The sequence below is a fragment of the Pedobacter sp. JY14-1 genome, assembly GCF_029269825.1.
GTDB lineage: Bacteria > Bacteroidota > Bacteroidia > Sphingobacteriales > Sphingobacteriaceae > Pedobacter.
Genome location: NZ_JARJHU010000003.1, coordinates 427,037 through 444,019, shown reverse-complemented (window position 1 = coordinate 444,019; position 16,983 = coordinate 427,037). Strand labels below are relative to the sequence as shown.

Sequence of the window (16,983 nt, the reverse complement as noted above, 5' to 3'; positions counted from 1 at the left end):
ATTATGGAAAAAGAGAAAACAAGGTATTCGGACAGTGAGTTACAAGAATTCAAAGAGCTGATCCTCGAAAAACTACGTATCGCAAAAGAAGAGTTTGCAGACTTATCCAGCTCGCTGAGCAATCCGAATTCAAATGGCACGGAAGATACTTCAGGCACTTATAAGACCCTGGAAGACGGATCTGCTACCCTGGAAAAGGAACAGCTGAATCAGTTGGCTGCGCGTCAGAAGAAATTTATTGACAACCTGGAAGCCGCACTGGTACGTATTGAGAACAAGACTTATGGCATTTGCAGGGAAACGGGCAAACTGATCCAGAAGGAACGCCTGCGTGCAGTGCCGCATGCTACCCTGAGTATGGAGGCCAAACTGAAGCAGTCGTAATGAAGGGATATACCAAGCCGCTGCTCATTATTTTTTTTGTACTGCTGGCCGACCAGGCTTTGAAGACCTGGATCAAGACCAATATGTACATCGGCCAGGAGTTTAAGATACTTGGCAACTGGTTCATCATCCATTTTACAGAGAACAACGGAATGGCCTTCGGGCTGGAATTTGGTGGCGAGTTTGGTAAACTCTCCCTGTCACTGTTCAGGATTGCCGCGGTTGGCGGTATCGGCTACGGACTGCATTACCTGATCCAGAGAAAATACCACAGGGGACTTATCCTGAATGTGGCACTGATCTTTGCAGGTGCGCTGGGCAACATTATTGATTCGGTGTTTTACGGGGTGATCTACAAATATGCAGGCCTGTTTCACGGACGCGTGGTAGATATGTTCTACTTTCCCATTCTTGAAGGGGTATTCCCTAATTGGGTACCCATATGGGGCGGGGAGGATTACATCTTTTTCAGGCCAGTGTTCAATATTGCGGATGCCGCAATCTCTGTAGGTGTGATCATCATTCTGATATTCCAGAAATCTTATTTCAAGGAAGACTCCGTTGAAGAAATTGGACCTAATAATGAGGTTGTTGAGGAGTGATCAGCAGGCGTTTAACTTTTTCTTATGGAATTGGTATGATAATTTCATCTAATGATCAAACACAAAAAAGAATCAAATCGTTATGAAAAAGTTATTGACCCTTGCCTTCGTTGCCTTATTAAGCGTAAGTGCCATGGCACAACAAGTAGACCTGAGAAAAAAGATCAGTGTGAGCGGATCTGCAGAAACAGAAGTTACTCCTGATATTATTTACATCAGCATTTCCCTGAAGGAATATCTGAAGGATGGCAACAGCAAGAAAAAGGTGGACATTACCGAACTGGAAAACCAGCTGTATGCTGCAGTACAGAAAGCTGGTCTGGACAAGGAAAACCTGACCATCAACAATCTGAGCAGCTATACCATCACTACCGAGAAAAAGAAGAACCCTGATTACCTGGCCAGCAAACAATACCGCCTTAAGGTTTCCGATCTGAACAAATGGAATGCAATTATTGGCGCGATAGATCCTAAAGGCATTGCATACACCAATATCGATAGCTATGACTACTCAAAGATTGAGACATTGAAACGTGAGTTGAAGATAAAGGCGCTGCAGGCTGCAAGGGAAAAAGCCAGTTACCTGGTGGAAGCACTGGGTGATAAACTGGGTAGTGTCATCGACATTCAGGAGATAAACAATGAGGTTTACCCTCAGGCCATGTACCGCAACGTGATGATGAAGGCTTCCTTTGACGGTGCTGCAGAAAATGCACCGGCACCGGAAATCGACTTCAAAAAGATCAAACTGAACTATGTAATGAACACGGTATTTGAGATCAAATAATAGGGTGTGACTACAAGAATAGACAGTTTTAAACAAAAAACTGTAAGGGAACCTACCAAATCGCTTTGGTAGGTTTTTTGTTATGTATCCGGGGATCACTAAAACTTAAATGATATGAAAAAATTGATTTACACATTGGTACTCGTTTTCACATTGGTGGTAAGTGTAGACACCGTTTACGCTGCCAGCAATAAGGATAAGGTAAAAACTGAACTTACGGCAGCACAGCAGATTGAACTGAAACGGATCACTGACCGGGTCGAAGAGATCAAGGCGATGGACAAGTCGGAATTATCGAAAGATGAGCGTAAGGCGCTGAAGAAAGAGTTGAAAGAGCTTAAACAACAAGCCCGTGCGATGGGCGGCGGTGTTTACCTTTCTGTGGGTGCCATCATCATCATCATTCTGGTGTTGATCCTGATCCTGTAAAAGAATAACCACTTCCCTATATAATCATCACTGATAACACAAAAAAGCTTCCCAAGGGAAGCTTTTTTTATAGGTGGGTATTTTTAATCAATGTATTCAAAGCCGGTATATGGTACCAGGATCTCGGGTATCTTGATGCCCTTATCGGTTTGGTTATTTTCAAGTATGGAAGCAACGATACGCGGCAGGGCGAGTGCACTGCCATTGAGTGTGTGGGCCAGTTGGGTCTTGCCGGTTGCACCCTTAAACCTCAGCTTTAACCTGTTGCTCTGATAGGTTTCGAAATTGGATACAGAAGAAACCTCCAGCCAGCGCTGTTGTGCAGCGCTCCAGGTCTCCATGTCATAGGTCATGGCAGAAGCAAAACCGGTATCTCCGCCACAAAGACGCAATACCCGGTAGTGCAGACCCAGCTTTTGCAGCAGCGATTGAACATAGGCGCTCATTTCCTCCAGGATTTCATAGGAACGGTCCGGATGGGCGATCTGTACCAATTCTACCTTATCGAACTGATGCAGTCGGTTGAGCCCGCGCACATGAGATCCGTATGAACCTGCTTCCCTGCGGAAACAAGGAGTATAACCTGTATTTTTTACAGGAAGCTCTTCCTCCTTCAGAATGACATCGCGATAAAGGTTAGTCACCGGTACTTCTGCAGTCGGGATAAGATACAGCCCGTCGATGCCCACGTGATACATCTGCCCTTCCTTATCGGGCAACTGCCCGGTGCCGAACCCGGAAGCTTCATTGACCACATGGGGAACCTGCATCTCCCGGTAACCTTGCTCGGTAGCCTGGTCGAGGAAAAAATTGATCATAGCCCTTTGCAGCCTGGCACCCTTTCCTTTGTATACCGGGAAGCCGGCGCCGGTGATCTTGGTACCCAGCTCAAAATCGATGATGTCATACTTGGCAGCCAGTTCCCAGTGTGGCAACGCACCTTCAGGAAGTATTGCCGGACTACCGTGTTCCAAGATAACTTCATTGTCGTCTGCGCTGCTGCCTGCCTTTACCAGGTGGTGCGGCAGGTTGGGCAATTGCACAACTAAGTTGTGAAGTTGCTGTTCCTTTTCCGACAGTTGTTCGGATAGTTTCTTGTGTTGTTCCTTATTGGCTGTTGTTTCTGCCTTCAGGGCATCTGCCTCCTCCTTATTGCCGGTGCGCATGAGCTCGCCGATCTGTTTGGCGGCTGCGTTGGCTGCTGCCGAAAGGTTATCCAGCGAAGTCTGGAGCTGTCTGCGTTCTTCGTCGGTGGAGATGATCTCATCAACCAGTTCAGGGTGTTTGAAGTTGCGGACGCTCAGTCGTTCTAAAACTTTGTCTCTGTTTTCGCGGATATAGTTAACTTGCAGCATTATTATTGTTTTTTGCACAAAGATAAGATTGATTTGCGATGTCAGGTAAACTTTTTCTGGTCCCCACCCCAATAGGCAACCTCGAGGACATGACTTTCCGGGCCGTGCGTATCCTGAAGGAAGCTGATGTGATCCTGGCAGAAGACACCCGGACAAGCGCGCCGATGCTGAAGCATTTTGGCATTGAAAGAAAGGCCTATTCACACCATCAGCACAACGAACACCAGGCTTCTTCGGAGATTGTGCGTTTCCTTAAAGAGGGGAAAAAAGTCGCGTTGATCTCAGATGCAGGGACGCCAGCAATATCTGACCCGGGTTTCTTCCTGGTGCGTGAGGTACTGAAACATGACCTGGCGGTAGAATGCCTGCCGGGGCCTACTGCTTTTGTGCCTGCACTGGTGAATTCGGGCCTCCCTTGCGACACTTTTGTATTTGAAGGCTTTCTGCCGGTAAAAAAGGGACGTCAGACCCGCCTTAAAAAGCTCACTTCAGAACAACGGACGATGGTGCTGTACGAAAGCCCGCACCGGCTGCTGAAAACGCTGGAAGAATTTATCGGGTATTTTGGCGAAGACCGTCAGGCTTCGGTGAGCAGGGAACTGACAAAACGCTTTGAAGAGACTGTAAGGGGGAGGCTGGCCGAGATTAAATCACATTTCGAAAACAATATTTTAAAGGGAGAATTCGTAATTTGTATCGCAGGGGCACCTGAACCCGAAAAGAAGGCAAAATATAACCGGAACGACGAATAACCCGGCTTTAAAGAAAAAACCATGAATTTGATCGATAGATTTTTAAGTGACGAGCAGGACCCGAAGGCAGTTGAAAAGGTATTGGGAAAACTGAACGATATGCTGACCCAGGGGGAAGAACTGATCTACCTGGCTGTACAAAAAAAGCCCGCGGTGAACCTGTTGCCAGATTGCATCGCGGTAAGTACGAAACGTATGTTCTACTGCACGCCCGGCAACCTGGGCTTTACCATGAATTTCAAGGACATTTCCTGGAAGAGCATTAAGGAAGTATCCTTCAAGGAAGAGATTTTTGGTTCTAAGTTCATCTGTGTACCCCTACAGGGGGAAAACATCGTAACGGAATATATTCCCAAGGTACAGGCGAGGAAGCTATACCAGGCCGCATATGCGCAGCTGGAGGAATACAAGGAACAGCTAAGACAAACTGAACTGGAAGAACGGCGGTCGTCGACTTCTCCGGTAACAGTAAACACGGCCCCTGCTGCTGAGCCTGTGGAAGAACGTCCGGTACCGCCTGCCCCGGTATTTTCACCTCCCGCGGCGCCTGTTCAGGAACAGGAAGATGAGACAACGCTGAAACTCAGAAAGCTAAAGACCTTGTACGACAAGCAGCTGATCACGTTGGAGGAATATGAGTCAAAGAAGGCGGACATCCTGGACAGTTTATAGCCTTATAGCCGCTCTGTTGAATGAAAGCTGGTAAAAATCTGGTGCTTGCACTGCTGAGTGCCTTTCTGATGTGGCTCGCCTGGCCGCCGATCCCTTATACTACCCCCCTGCTGCTCGTCGGCTTGGTACCACTGCTTTTCGCTTTGCACCGAATTCGGGAAAGGGATCAGGCTAAACAGGGAAAACGCGTGTTCCTAACCGCCGGACTCACTTTCCTGGTATGGAACACGGCTTCGATCTACTGGGTGTACAATGCCATCAGCGCGGTAAATGACCCTTATTCGGCCATGGCGATCTCACTGATCCCTTTTGGCCTGGGCGCTCTGCTGATGACATTCGCTTTCTGGCTGTACGACCGCTTGTCAGGTATCAGCGGCAGGTTCCTGGCTTACGCAGGACTGATCTGTTTTTACATCAGCATGGAGTACCTGCATCAATCCTGGGACCTGGCTTTTCCCTGGATGACGTTGGGAAATGGCCTCTCCGGTATGCACCAGCTTGCGCAATGGTATGAATACACGGGTGTTTACGGCGGTTCCCTGTGGATCTTACTGAGCAATATCCTCGCATTTGAGGCCTTCCTTGCCCTTAAAGAAAAAGACAGGCACTTTGCCATCAAATTGCGCCGGATACTTGTCTGGCTGATCATTGTCTTGCTGCCCGCCGGATTTTCTCTATACCGTTATTACAGCTATGCTGAGAAAAGCGTTCCGGTAAACGTAGTTGCCGTACAGCCGAATATTGATCCTTATGAAAAGTTCGGACGTCTGTCATCTGCTGCGCAACTTCAGGTGCTTACCCATTTATCGGATTCCGTGGCCCAGCCCAATACAGAATACTTCATTTGGCCTGAGACGGCAATCCCCGACCCTACGGATGAGGAACGCATCCGGACGGACCGGAACTTTATAGCCGCGCAGACCTTCCTGGATAAGTATAAGAATGCAAGCCTGATTACGGGATTGGAGAGCATCAAGCTATACGGCACTAAGGAGACGGCTACTGCGCGACAATATGATTATCACACTTTCATGGATGTATTCAATGCCGCTGTCCAGATTGAAAATTCTGCGAATGTACAGTTCTATCATAAATCGAAACTGGTGCCCGGGGTAGAGAAAATGCCTTTCCCCAGTGTCCTCTCTGTGCTGAACCCGCTATTTGAAGGCTTTGGCGGCACGGTTGGCGGATATGGTGCACAGGACGAACCGGGTGTGTTTTATTCCTATAGTGGTATCGGTATGGCACCTGTGATCTGTTATGAATCGCTTTGGGGCAGCTGGATCGGCAAGGCAGTGCGCGATGGTGCACAGTTTATTGCCGTGATCACCAACGATGGCTGGTGGGGAAATACCTCCGGAAAGGACCAGCACCTGCTTTATGCGAAACTCAGGGCCATAGAAAACAGGCGTTACGTGGTCAGGTCGGCAAATACCGGGATTTCCTGTTTCATCAACCAGCGGGGAGATGTTGTAAAGAAAAGCAAATGGTGGACAAGGGCAGCATTGAAGGACGACATTAACCTGAACGATCTGCTGACTTTCTATACCCGGAATGGCGATCTGCTCGCGTTGGCCTGCTCCGCGGGAGCTGCCCTGCTGGCATTGTTCGTTATCCTGAAAAAATGGCTGGGCAGAAAAGCCCTGTCTGGTACGAAACAAAGCTGAAGACCTGTTCTGTTAAGACAGGTATTTCCCGACAATCGGCATTCTTCTTCCCATACCGAAAGCCTTGGGCGATACCCTTAGGATCGGTGGGGTCTGGTAACGTTTGAACTCCGCATTGTTGACCAGTTTGATGACCCTGTTCACCAAAGCTTCATCAAAACCCTGCGCAACGATGTTGGCGGAACTCTGCCTGCGCTCTATATACTGAAAAAGCACCTGGTCGAGGACATCGTATTCGGGTAATGAATCGGAATCCTTCTGGTCTGGCCTCAGTTCTGCCGATGGTGGCTTGACAATGGTATTTACAGGGATCAATTCCCGGTCTTTATTGATGTAACGGGCCAACTGGTAAACCTGGGTTTTGTACACATCGCCGATCACACCCAAGGCGCCGCACATGTCTCCGTACAGGGTACCATAACCTACAGCGCACTCGCTTTTGTTGGAGGTATTGAGCAGGATGTAGCCAAATTTATTGGACATGGCCATGACAACAATGCCACGGCAACGTGCCTGGATATTTTCTTCGGTAAGGTTTGGGGGCAACCCCTCAAAAACAGGGGCCAGCATGTGGTCAAAGGCTGCAGCGGCTTCTCTGATCGGCACGATCTCGTGTTTACAGCCAAAGTTCACCGCCAGGTCCAGTGCATCTTTAATGGAATGGTCAGAAGAATAAACGGATGGCATCAGAACAGCCATTACGTTTTCCGGGCCAAGGGCGCGGCAGGCAAGGGCACAGACCACCGCTGAATCTATTCCTCCTGAAAGGCCCAGGACAGCCTTTGTAAAGCCGGATTTTATGAAATAATCCTTTATCCCGGTAACCAGTGCATCATGGATCTGTTCAATATCAGGCACTTCGGTACGTTGCAGGGGCTGCAACCCGGTGAGCTGCTGTCCATCAAATTCAAACAACTGCAAGGCCTCCTTAAAATACGGCATCTCCGCGATCAGCTGACCTTCTTGGTTGAAAGCCAGCGATCCCCCATCGAAAATAAGCTCAGTCTGTGCCCCCACCTGGTTAACATAAAGTAAGGGCAACTGGTATTTGCGTGAATTTCCGGAAAGGACTTCGATCCGTTCGTCATCATGAAGATAGGAAAAGGGGGAGGCCGCAATATTGATCATGAGACCCGGTTGACCGCCGATCAGCACATCCATCGGGTTAGTCACATATTGCGGATTGCTGCTAATGTTCCACAGGTCTTCGCAAATGGTCAGTGCAATCCTGCTGCCTTTGAAATCGATACAGGCAAATTCAGTCGCAGGTTCGAAATACCGGTATTCGTCGAAGACATCATAGTTGGGCAGGAGTGCCTTCTTTACGATTTGTCTTACCTCACCATTTTCGATGAAATAGGCCGCATTGAACAGGTCCTTGCCGGCCTGCATCATATTTCTTGCCGGGGCACCGATGATACAGGCGATACCGGTGCAGTGTGATGCGATCTCTAATACAGATTTTTCACAAAGCCCGATAAACTCTTCAAATTCCAGGAAGTCCCTTGGCGGGTACCCGCACACCGCAAGTTCAGCAAAAACAACAAGATCTGCCCCCTGTGCCCTGGCACCGGAAATATGAGCGATGATCTTTTCAGTATTCCCGGCAAAGTTGCCGACATGGTAGTTGAGTTGGGCAAGTGCAATCTTCATATTTTAAAAAAACACGCCAAAGTTGAGCGCGATATAGTGGTTCCTGACGTTGTTGCCTTTATTATTGGTAATATTCGTAAACCCGTTATCGTAGCTGAGCCCGGCAGTAATGCTGGACTGTCCGCTAAGGTCAAACTCCGCTCCTGCGCCGATGATAAGTCCCGCACGGTAAAACTTAATGTCGTCGCTGATTTTCTTGTCACGGTAGACTGCACTTCCGTCGAGATCGGCATCCTGCTTTGCCCCTACATTGAAACCATTGGACAATCCGAACTGCCCATACCACCGTACGTCATTGATCCTGGCAGTACGAAGTTTCAGGGTAAGCGGAAGTTCTGCATACTGCAATTTATACTTCAGTTCGTAAGCAGCCTGGGTGGCCGGGTTACCCCCTGTTCCAGGTGTAGTGACGACCTCTGTACTCTTGCCGTTGATGGTCGTAATGGTAAGCCTTGTAGAAAAACTGTAATTCTCCGCAAAATTGAAGTCGCCCAGCAGGCCATAGGAGAAACCCAGTGAAACACTGTTGCTCTTCCCGATTTCGGGCTTTACCCAGCCTAAGGTAGGATGGGCCGTAAGCCCAAGCCTGAACCCGTAACTGCCTGCGGACTGCTGTCCGTAAGAAACGGTGGCTACAAATAAGAGCAATAATCCTGTAAGTATTCTTTTCATACAAATTCCTGATCAGTGTTCCGTATCGTGAGTTGTTTTTTATATTTGTCTGTAATGAAACATCATAAAAAACCCTGCCAAAGCTATTTATTTTTTCTTTTTATAGCGGCTTTTTTTTCGCTGCTCCTGTCTGGTTGCGGTAAAAGGGCTAAGCCTGACATCAGTAAAGTCATGATCGTCTTCCGGTCTGACCGCTTTGACCATGACCTGTATGCAAACCGCGACCGCCCCCTCGAGGTCACTGATAGTATCCTGGCTGCAAAATACGGGACTTTCTATCAGGATTATGCCTACCGTATGGTGGGCAACGGATCATATACTACCGCGCAAGTCATTAATTATGTCTATAAAGACAAGGCTTACCTGGATCTGCAAAAGGAAACAGACAGTGTTTTCAAAGACCTGAAGCCTTTTAACAATCAGCTGGAAGAGACATTTAAATACATCAAATATTATTATCCGGAAGTAAAGGTGCCACGTTTCGTCTACTTTGTATCCGGCTTTGCGGTTCAAACGCCGATTGGAGATGGCTATCTGGGTATCGGGCTAGATATGTTCCTGGGCAGGGACAGTAAATTTTACGGGGCTATTGTTCAAAGTGTACCGCGTTATATTTCCAGACGCTTTACGCCTGAATACCTGGTGCCTCGGGCAACGGAGACTTTCGCCAGGGAGGACCTCTTCCCGGAAAAGGATGAAGACAAAACGTTATTGTCTAAAATGGTCCACAACGGAAAGATCCTTTATTTCATGGACCAGGTATTGCCAGATAAGATACCGGACTCTGTGAAGATAGGTTATACCAAAAAACAGCTGGACTGGTGCAAAAAATATGAAGGCGACATCTGGGCCTATTATCTACAAAACAACCTCCTTTATGAAACCGATCCGCAGGCCATACAGGTTTATCTTACCGAAGGCCCTTTTACCCCCGGTCTTGGTGAAAAAAACGAATCTGCCCCCAAAATTGGCGTATGGACAGGGTGGCAGATTGTCAGAAAGTACATGGAGGAGCACAAGGAGATCACCCTTCAGCAACTGATGGCGGAAAAGGATGCGCAGAAAATCCTGAAGGACGCGAAGTACAAACCGAAGATGCAGGCCTGGAAGTAAATAGTCCGGGGCATCAGATAAACAGCTTTGTTATTGCAATGCGATGAGCGCGTCTCCCGTTAGCACCGGGATGGCGGTACAGAGATCCGTCTGAAGACAGAATTTCACGTCTTCTTCTATATTGAGCTGCTCCAGTCTGTGGCTGTGTGAGGATTTGCGCAGATAACCCCGCAGATCTTCCTTAGCCTGAAGATAAAGGTCTTCCGCTGCAACTGAGGCATCATCGAAATGGGTAAAGCCTGTCCTTAGCTTACTGACCACAGCCCCCGCAAACAGCGTGTCTTCGAGATTAAAATGATCTTTCCAGCCTGCACACAGCAACAACACACTGCGGTCCTGGGTCTTCAGCCAGTCACAGAGCGCCTGGAGGTTCAGAAAAGAACCAACCACTACCTGCCGTGCCGATGTCCGGGCCATGTGCAGGGCCTTGGTGCCGTTGGTAGTGGTCAGTACTATCGTCTTACCCGCAACCTTTTCCCTGGTATATGAAAATGGGGAATTACCGAAATCATAGCCTTTGACAACCTCACCGTCCCGTTCTGCAGCCAGAAGGTATCCTTTTCCGGCGTAGGTAAGACAATCTTCAACGTGTGCTACAGGAATAATCGCGGTAGCTCCGTTATCGATACCATAGACCATGGAAGAAGTAGCCCTCAGCACGTCTACGACAACAACAATATGTTCGCTGATGTCATAAAGATGGAGCAGGGCCGGGGTAAGGCAGACTTCGATTCGTTTGTGCATCTGAAATAAAAGCGGGCTTATTGACAGGTTATCTGTAGAAGGGAAACTTAACGACTTTCGCCGCGACCTTCGCGTTACGGATCAGGATGAACACCTCTGTACCTTCTTTAGCAAATGCCTTGTCTACATAGCCCATGCCGATGGCCTTTTGCAGAGAAGGTGACTGGGTACCAGAAGTTACTTTCCCGATGATGTTGCCTTCCGCATCTGCAATCTCATAGTCATGGCGCGGAATACCTCTCTCCGTCATTTCAAAGCCGATCAGTTTACGGCTAACGCCTGTTTCTTTCTGCTTTTGCAGCGCTTCCGAATTGGTAAACGGCTTGCTGAACTTAGTGATCCAGCCCAGCCCGGCCTCAATTGGAGAAGTCGTATCGTCGATGTCATTACCATAAAGGCAGAAGCCCATTTCCAGGCGCAGGGTATCCCGGGCGCCTAAACCTATCGGTTTGATGTTGAACTCCTTTCCAGCCTCAAATATGGCATCCCATATCTGATCGGCATATTGGTTTTCAAAATAAATCTCAAAACCTCCGGCACCGGTATAACCGGTCGCAGACACGATGATATTATCTATGCCCGCAAATCTCCCTTTGATAAAGCTGTAGTATTCCATAGAGCCGAGGTCAATGTCGGTAAGCGTCTGCAAGGCTTCAGCAGCTTTGGGGCCCTGAATGGCGAGCAGGGAGGTCTTGTCCGAGATATTGTGCATTTCAACGTCCTTATCGTTGAACTTGCTGATCCAGTTCCAGTCCTTTTCGATGTTGGAGGCGTTGACCACCAGCATATAGGTCTTCCCATCTATACGGTAAACCAGCAGATCGTCTACAATACCGCCCACAAGATTCGGCAGACACGAATACTGTACCTTACCATCATAAAGTTTCGAAGCATCGTTACTGGTTACACGCTGGATCAAGTCCAGTGCATTTTCGCCCTTGAGTATAAATTCTCCCATATGACTCACATCAAACACGCCTACACCTGTCCTTACGGTTATATGTTCGGCATTGATCCCTTCGTACTGGACTGGCATGTTATATCCTGCAAAAGGCACCATTTTGGCACCCAAAGTGACGTGTCTTTCTGTTAAAGCGGTATTCTTCATTTTTTTTACTCAATAAGTTTGGCCAAAAGTAAGTAAAAATTCATGCAATGGTCACCTTTTGGTAGATATCGAACATTCTTTTGGAAATTACAGAAATATCATGGTCTCTTTCCGCCGTCTTTCTGGCATTTTCACCGATATCCCGCCATTTATTCGGGTTGGTGATGCATTGCAGGATAGACCTGTAAAACTCGTCTGCCGTATCTGCGATCAGAATGTCCCTGCCATGTACACATCCGATACCTTCAGCAGCCATACTCGTGGCGATGATACATTTCCGCATGGCCATACCTTCGATGATCTTCACCCGCATACCACTACCGGATAAAAGTGGCACGATCATAATGGCTTTGGAGTTAATGAACTCAACGGCATCAAAAACCTCGCCCTCTACGACCAGGTTATCGGAATCATATTCGAAAAACTGCTTTTGCATGCTCTTGCCAGCAATATAGAAGCGCAATTCGCTGCTCAAGGTTTCAATGTCAGGCCATATTTCATCCAGAAACCATTCTAAGCCCTCCTTATTCGGCCTCCAGTCCATAGCACCCAGGTGAAACAATGTGGGAAAACTTGTCTTGGCGTTGTCTGTCTTATACTTTTCAAAGTCAAGGGCCACGGGCAAGACCTCGATACTGGCATCTCCTCCAAAACGCAGGATACTTTGTCTGTCCTGTTCACTGATCGCGAATATATAATGAAAACGATTGATCTGTTCAGTCTCATAAGTCTTGAGTCTCCTGGACAAAAATTGCAGGTATCTTCTCCGGGGTGTAAATTTTTCTTTCTGAGCCAGACGTTCCCATACATCAGATTCGATATTGTGTGCCCGGTAGATAACCTTGGCCTTGCTGTTGGATTTTACGATGTCCAGATAAGGTACGACAAAAAGCCCTTCAAACTGGATAATGTCAAAGTCCGTTTCCTTAAGCACTTCTTCCAGCAACCGGGCTGCATCCTCATCATAATACCTGGAAACATTATAAGACTGATTGGAAAAGATATTAAAAAAAGCATCCCAGACGTTTACTTCTGTATCCACCATCGTAGCATGAAAACGGATGGTCTCAAATACCGGATCATAGATGTCGTCTGTATCAACCCTGTGTTTGCTTGGGTTCAGACTGAATAAGGTAATATCCACACCCAGGCGCAACAGACCTTTCATAGTATTATAGACTACTATAGGATACCCGCTGTTCACGGGAAATGGCACCCGGCTGGTAAGGATCAGTGTTTTCAACAAGTGAAAATACGAATTATATGCCGTTTTCGGAAAAAAGCTCCAGTTGAGGATCGGTAATCGAAAAAGTCTTACGGTGAAATGGCGAAAGCCCATATTCAAGTGCAGCCCGGCGGTGCACTATGGTAGGATAGCCTTTATTCTGGTGCCATTGGTAGTGCGGGTAATCTGGTGAGATCCGTTCCATATATTCGTCCCGGTGGGTCTTGGCCAATACAGAGGCCGCGGCGATATTGAGGTATTTGCCATCACCTTTAACGATACAGGTATGCGGAATCTCGGGATAGGCTCTGAATCGATTGCCATCTATTGCCAGGTGCAAGGGACGGATATGAAGCTGCTGTATCGCCAGGTGCATGGCCAGGAAAGAAGCATTCAGGATATTGATCCTGTCTATTTCTTCATTATCTACTGCTGCTACTGCCCATGCAATTGCCTCCTTTTCAATAACCAGCCGGAGTTCATTGCGCTGATAATGGGTCAGTTTCTTAGAGTCATTCAAGCCATCAGACTGAAAATCAGCCGGCAGGATCACGGCAGCAGCGAAAACAGGCCCTGCAAGGCAACCCCTTCCGGCTTCATCGCAACCCGCTTCTACTACCTCCTTTTGATAACAGTTCAATAACATCGTTACAAAGTTAGGAGATAGGTATATTAAACGGAAACATTTTGTGTTCTGACATCAAAGGAATCTCTTAGCCCCGTTGCCAGCAGGTTAAAGGCATATACGGTGAGCATGATCGCCAGTCCGGGTAATATAGCCAGGTAGGCCGCATCCATCACAATATACCCGTAGTGCTCACGGATCATTCCACCCCAGCTGGGCACAGGCGGCTGAGCACCAAAACCCAGAAAGCTCAGACCGGTTTCCAGCAGGATCGCCGCGGCAAAATTGGCAGAGGCGATCACCAGAATAGGGCCGGCAATATTCGGCAGAATATGACGGATAATGATCCGGGCATCGGAATAACCCAGTGCACGGGCGGCTTCAACAAATTCCACCTGTTTCAGAGCCATTACCTGACCCCTGACCAACCTGGCAACATCCACCCAGGTAGACAGGCCTATGGCAATGAATATCTGCCAGAAGCCTTTCCCCAGAGCAAAGGAAATGGCAATGACCAGTAGCAATGAGGGTAAAGACCAGATCACATTTGTCAGCCAACTGATCATGGTGTCTGCCCCGCCCCCGAAATAGCCTGCTACAGCGCCGAGACTTACGCCAATCAATAAGGAAATACAAACCGCGACAAGTCCTACTGAGAAAGAAACGCGTATCCCCAATATCAGCCGGCTCAGCATATCTCTGCCATAAATATCTGTACCTAACCAGAAGGTTTGGGTATAGAGATTATCTTTTCCGGTAAACGGATACTGGACTTCCTCCCCGGTTTCATCGTCGCCGGTATACGCTCTTGCATAAACTTTACCCCCCGAAACTCTGTACGAAGTAATGGGGATGCTTTTAAAATCTGCATCCTCACCGTAAAGCATACGTCTGATCGGACTGCCTGCATTTTTATTCGCTCTGCTGATGATCAGGAACTTAAAGGTACGGCCAGGCTTCTTATTGCTCAGCTGAAGGTGCATGGTATTGGCGTTTGGGGTTTGATCCGGTATGATCAGATAACCCAATATACCCGCGATCGCCATTAAGACGATGAACAGCAGCCCTGCAAATGTCCATCTATTGCCAAACATAGCTACTTTACCATTCGGTCTTTCCAGTTGTATTTACCTGAATTTCCTGCAACCCCAATATAAATCATATAAATGATATGCAGAAAATTAAGTACAGGTAGTAGTCTCAGCAATTCACGGCGCTTAGCAAACGCAGTCACCCTTGCCAGAAATATAAATTCCATCAGCATTTTGGTGAGCAACTGTATCGCCGCAAGCTTGAGGAAAAAGACTGACCCCAGCCCTAATATAAGGTTAATTACTATCGTGACATTGAAAAGCCAGATTGCCACCCCCAGGAAAACAATGGACTTGTCTTTATATCTGGTGCTTTTTGAGGCCCAGCGTTTCCGCTGCTGGATAAAGGCTCCGAGATCAGGCTTTGCGTGCGTGTATACAATGGCCTGCCTGCTCTTCAGAAAGCCGATCTGTCCATCAAACGCAGCAGCCATTTTATGCAGCAGCAGTTCGTCATCGCCGGATGCAAGATCATCAATTCCTTTAAAACCCCCGACCTTATAAAAGGCCTTCTTCTCGTAACTGAGGTTAGCCCCGTTACAGGTCGAGGGGCGCTTATTTCCAATGGCCGAAGCGCCGAGACCAATCAGGAAAAGAAATTCAAGGGACTGCGCCCTTTCAAAGAAGCTCTTCTCCTCAAAATAAGCCACCGGTGAGGAGATCATTTTGTAATTTCCTGTCTCATAAAATGACACGACAGTACTCAACCAGGCCGGCCCCATCCTGCAATCGGCATCTGTAGTAACGATCAGATCTCCTGAAGCTCCTGCTATAGCGGTCTGAATTGCTTTCTTCTTATAAGAATTGAGTGCCTGGTCTTCATCGAGCACGATCAGCTTCACCCCCCTGTCGCTGAAAGAACGGATAATCTCTGCTGTCCTGTCTGTAGAATGATCGTCTACGATAATGATTTCGGTCAGGGATTTATCATAATCCTGTGCAATCAGATCTGTTAAAGTAAGTGCGATATTGTCCTCTTCATTACGTGCGGCAACAATTACAGAAACCTTTGTTCTGCCCGGGTCTCCCTTAGGCTGAAAGGGCTTCAGTTTTCGCCATCCCATGATAAATACAGCAAGAACAAATGCATATAAAAGTGTAAGAAAAACAGAAGTGAAACTAATGACGCTGATTGCTTCCAAAGAAATTAAGTTTAGAGACGAAATAAGTGCCTAATATAGCAGGAATAATGAGATTTATCAGCCATATACTCGCCGTACAGGCAATAACGGCTACTTCCTGATCTGTGACGGAACTAAAAAGATAAGCGGCCGTCAGGCTTCTCACACCAACATCAAATAAATCGAGAGAAGGTAATGTTGACTGTACAAAAAACAGGATACTTACCATCATCAGGATATCAAGGACATGTAAGCCGGGTATCAGCCAGTTGAACAAGATAAAATACTGAGAACTGAATACCAGGTAGCGGGCCAGACAATAACCCAGGATATTTAACAGTTCCCTCTTTTTGTATCTTGAAATGATATGATAAAATTTCTTGTATTTACGTGTAAAACGCATGGAAAGCAGAATGCTGTTCAGCCATCTGATGTTAAAGTAGAATACAATAAAGAACAGACAGAACATTACAGACAACACCACAACCGCGTAAAACAGACGATAGTCAATATCAACAAAACGATATATAAATATGCACAGGGCGATCGCGCCGAAAACATTGGTCAGCACCATCTGACCGATGTTACCAACCGCCATGGCCACGACTCCTATAATTCTCCTCTTTGGAGAAAGGAAAAATACCCTGCCACCATATTCTCCTATCCTGTTAGGGGTGAATACCGCCCAGGTCAGTCCGCAGAACACCGACTCCATAGCACTCCATAAACTGATTCTTTCGACCTGCCGGATCAGGCGTCTCCATTTCATCGCTTCAAGCCCCCAATTCAGCAGCATCAGCAAAAAAACAGAAGTCATAATAACACCGATCTCTATCCCTGGCAGCTCCCCGAGCAAATGGCCAAAGGTTCTTAAGTTCTCGTTAACCACAAGCTTCCGGTAAATGAACCAGAATGCAAGGATAACAATAACTGCCTTAATGCCAAGAGAAAGAACTTTCCTGATGTTAGCTGTCAAATTTAAT

At 47.4% G+C, this 16,983-nt stretch carries 18 protein-coding genes; 8 read left to right on the top strand and 10 right to left on the bottom strand.

Annotation, left to right across the window (positions count from 1 at the left end):
* The first annotated feature begins 3 nt into the window (after positions 1 to 3).
* The 4 genes from P2W84_RS08005 to P2W84_RS07990 all read left to right on the top strand — a co-directional run bounded on the left by P2W84_RS08005 (position 4) and on the right by P2W84_RS07990 (position 2,202).
* Positions 4 to 384 (top strand): TraR/DksA C4-type zinc finger protein, encoded by a 381-nt coding sequence (locus tag P2W84_RS08005; protein ID WP_276089601.1) that lies wholly within the window; start codon positions 4 to 6, stop codon positions 382 to 384.
* Complete coding sequence (locus P2W84_RS08000) at positions 384 to 986, top strand: lipoprotein signal peptidase (protein WP_276089600.1); 603 nt, start codon at positions 384 to 386, stop codon at positions 984 to 986. Before P2W84_RS08005 ends, P2W84_RS08000 begins: the two co-directional genes overlap by 1 nt.
* An 82-nt stretch (positions 987 to 1,068) precedes the next feature.
* Positions 1,069 to 1,773 (top strand): SIMPL domain-containing protein, encoded by a 705-nt coding sequence (locus tag P2W84_RS07995; RefSeq protein WP_276089599.1) that lies wholly within the window; start codon positions 1,069 to 1,071, stop codon positions 1,771 to 1,773.
* Positions 1,774 to 1,887: 114 nt separating this feature from the next.
* Positions 1,888 to 2,202 carry a hypothetical protein gene (locus P2W84_RS07990; protein WP_276089598.1) on the top strand — a complete coding sequence of 105 codons (315 nt, stop codon included), beginning with the start codon at positions 1,888 to 1,890 and terminating at the stop codon, positions 2,200 to 2,202.
* An 83-nt stretch (positions 2,203 to 2,285) separates the two neighbouring features.
* Here the strand turns inward: P2W84_RS07990 and serS are convergent, their stop codons facing one another.
* Complete coding sequence (serS, locus tag P2W84_RS07985; protein WP_276089597.1) at positions 2,286 to 3,557, bottom strand: serine--tRNA ligase; 1,272 nt, start codon at positions 3,555 to 3,557, stop codon at positions 2,286 to 2,288.
* 38 nt (positions 3,558 to 3,595) lie between these two features.
* Between serS and rsmI the strand changes: the two genes are divergently transcribed.
* Genes rsmI through lnt form a run of 3 tightly spaced genes read left to right on the top strand, consistent with a single transcriptional unit; the run spans position 3,596 to position 6,648 of the window.
* Positions 3,596 to 4,309, top strand: coding sequence for a 16S rRNA (cytidine(1402)-2'-O)-methyltransferase (gene rsmI / locus P2W84_RS07980; RefSeq protein WP_276089596.1), 714 nt, complete (start codon positions 3,596 to 3,598; stop codon positions 4,307 to 4,309).
* Between the two features lie 21 nt (positions 4,310 to 4,330).
* Positions 4,331 to 4,981, top strand: coding sequence for a PH domain-containing protein (locus tag P2W84_RS07975; protein WP_276089595.1), 651 nt, complete (start codon positions 4,331 to 4,333; stop codon positions 4,979 to 4,981).
* A 20-nt stretch (positions 4,982 to 5,001) separates the two neighbouring features.
* Positions 5,002 to 6,648, top strand: coding sequence for an apolipoprotein N-acyltransferase (gene lnt / locus P2W84_RS07970; protein WP_276089594.1), 1,647 nt, complete (start codon positions 5,002 to 5,004; stop codon positions 6,646 to 6,648).
* A 12-nt stretch (positions 6,649 to 6,660) separates the two neighbouring features.
* Here lnt and P2W84_RS07965 read toward each other — a convergent pair whose 3' ends face one another.
* Together P2W84_RS07965 and P2W84_RS07960 are read right to left on the bottom strand one after the other, a co-directional pair.
* Positions 6,661 to 8,301 (bottom strand): NAD+ synthase, encoded by a 1,641-nt coding sequence (locus P2W84_RS07965; RefSeq protein ID WP_276089593.1) that lies wholly within the window; start codon positions 8,299 to 8,301, stop codon positions 6,661 to 6,663.
* 3 nt (positions 8,302 to 8,304) lie between these two features.
* Positions 8,305 to 8,973 (bottom strand): porin family protein, encoded by a 669-nt coding sequence (locus tag P2W84_RS07960; RefSeq protein WP_276089592.1) that lies wholly within the window; start codon positions 8,971 to 8,973, stop codon positions 8,305 to 8,307.
* A gap of 54 nt (positions 8,974 to 9,027) precedes the next feature.
* On the opposite strand from P2W84_RS07960, the gene gldB reads away from it, so the two are divergent.
* The gene (gldB, locus tag P2W84_RS07955) at positions 9,028 to 10,086 is read left to right on the top strand and encodes a gliding motility lipoprotein GldB (protein WP_276089591.1); all 1,059 of its coding nucleotides are present in this window, start codon (positions 9,028 to 9,030) and stop codon (positions 10,084 to 10,086) included.
* A 30-nt stretch (positions 10,087 to 10,116) separates the two neighbouring features.
* Here gldB and P2W84_RS07950 read toward each other — a convergent pair whose 3' ends face one another.
* Genes P2W84_RS07950 through P2W84_RS07920 form a run of 7 tightly spaced genes read right to left on the bottom strand, consistent with a single transcriptional unit; the run spans position 10,117 to position 16,976 of the window.
* Positions 10,117 to 10,830, bottom strand: a complete 714-nt coding sequence (locus P2W84_RS07950) for a 2-phosphosulfolactate phosphatase (protein ID WP_276089590.1) — start codon at positions 10,828 to 10,830, stop codon at positions 10,117 to 10,119.
* Between the two features lie 28 nt (positions 10,831 to 10,858).
* A complete protein-coding gene (gene gcvT / locus P2W84_RS07945) occupies positions 10,859 to 11,938 on the bottom strand; it encodes a glycine cleavage system aminomethyltransferase GcvT (RefSeq protein WP_276089589.1) in 1,080 nt (359 codons plus the stop codon).
* Positions 11,939 to 11,978: 40 nt separating this feature from the next.
* On the bottom strand, positions 11,979 to 13,142 hold the full coding sequence (locus P2W84_RS07940) for a glycosyltransferase family 4 protein (RefSeq protein WP_276090075.1): 1,164 nt from the start codon (positions 13,140 to 13,142) through the stop codon (positions 11,979 to 11,981).
* A gap of 55 nt (positions 13,143 to 13,197) precedes the next feature.
* On the bottom strand, positions 13,198 to 13,809 hold the full coding sequence (locus P2W84_RS07935) for a ribonuclease HII (RefSeq protein WP_276089588.1): 612 nt from the start codon (positions 13,807 to 13,809) through the stop codon (positions 13,198 to 13,200).
* 26 nt (positions 13,810 to 13,835) lie between these two features.
* The gene (locus P2W84_RS07930) at positions 13,836 to 14,882 is read right to left on the bottom strand and encodes an ABC transporter permease (RefSeq protein WP_276089587.1); all 1,047 of its coding nucleotides are present in this window, start codon (positions 14,880 to 14,882) and stop codon (positions 13,836 to 13,838) included.
* Positions 14,883 to 14,884: 2 nt separating this feature from the next.
* A complete protein-coding gene (locus tag P2W84_RS07925) occupies positions 14,885 to 16,021 on the bottom strand; it encodes a glycosyltransferase (protein ID WP_276089586.1) in 1,137 nt (378 codons plus the stop codon).
* Positions 15,999 to 16,976, bottom strand: a complete 978-nt coding sequence (locus P2W84_RS07920) for a hypothetical protein (protein WP_276089585.1) — start codon at positions 16,974 to 16,976, stop codon at positions 15,999 to 16,001. The genes P2W84_RS07925 and P2W84_RS07920 overlap by 23 nt, the downstream gene beginning before the upstream one ends.
* Between the last annotated feature and the right edge of the window lie 7 nt (positions 16,977 to 16,983).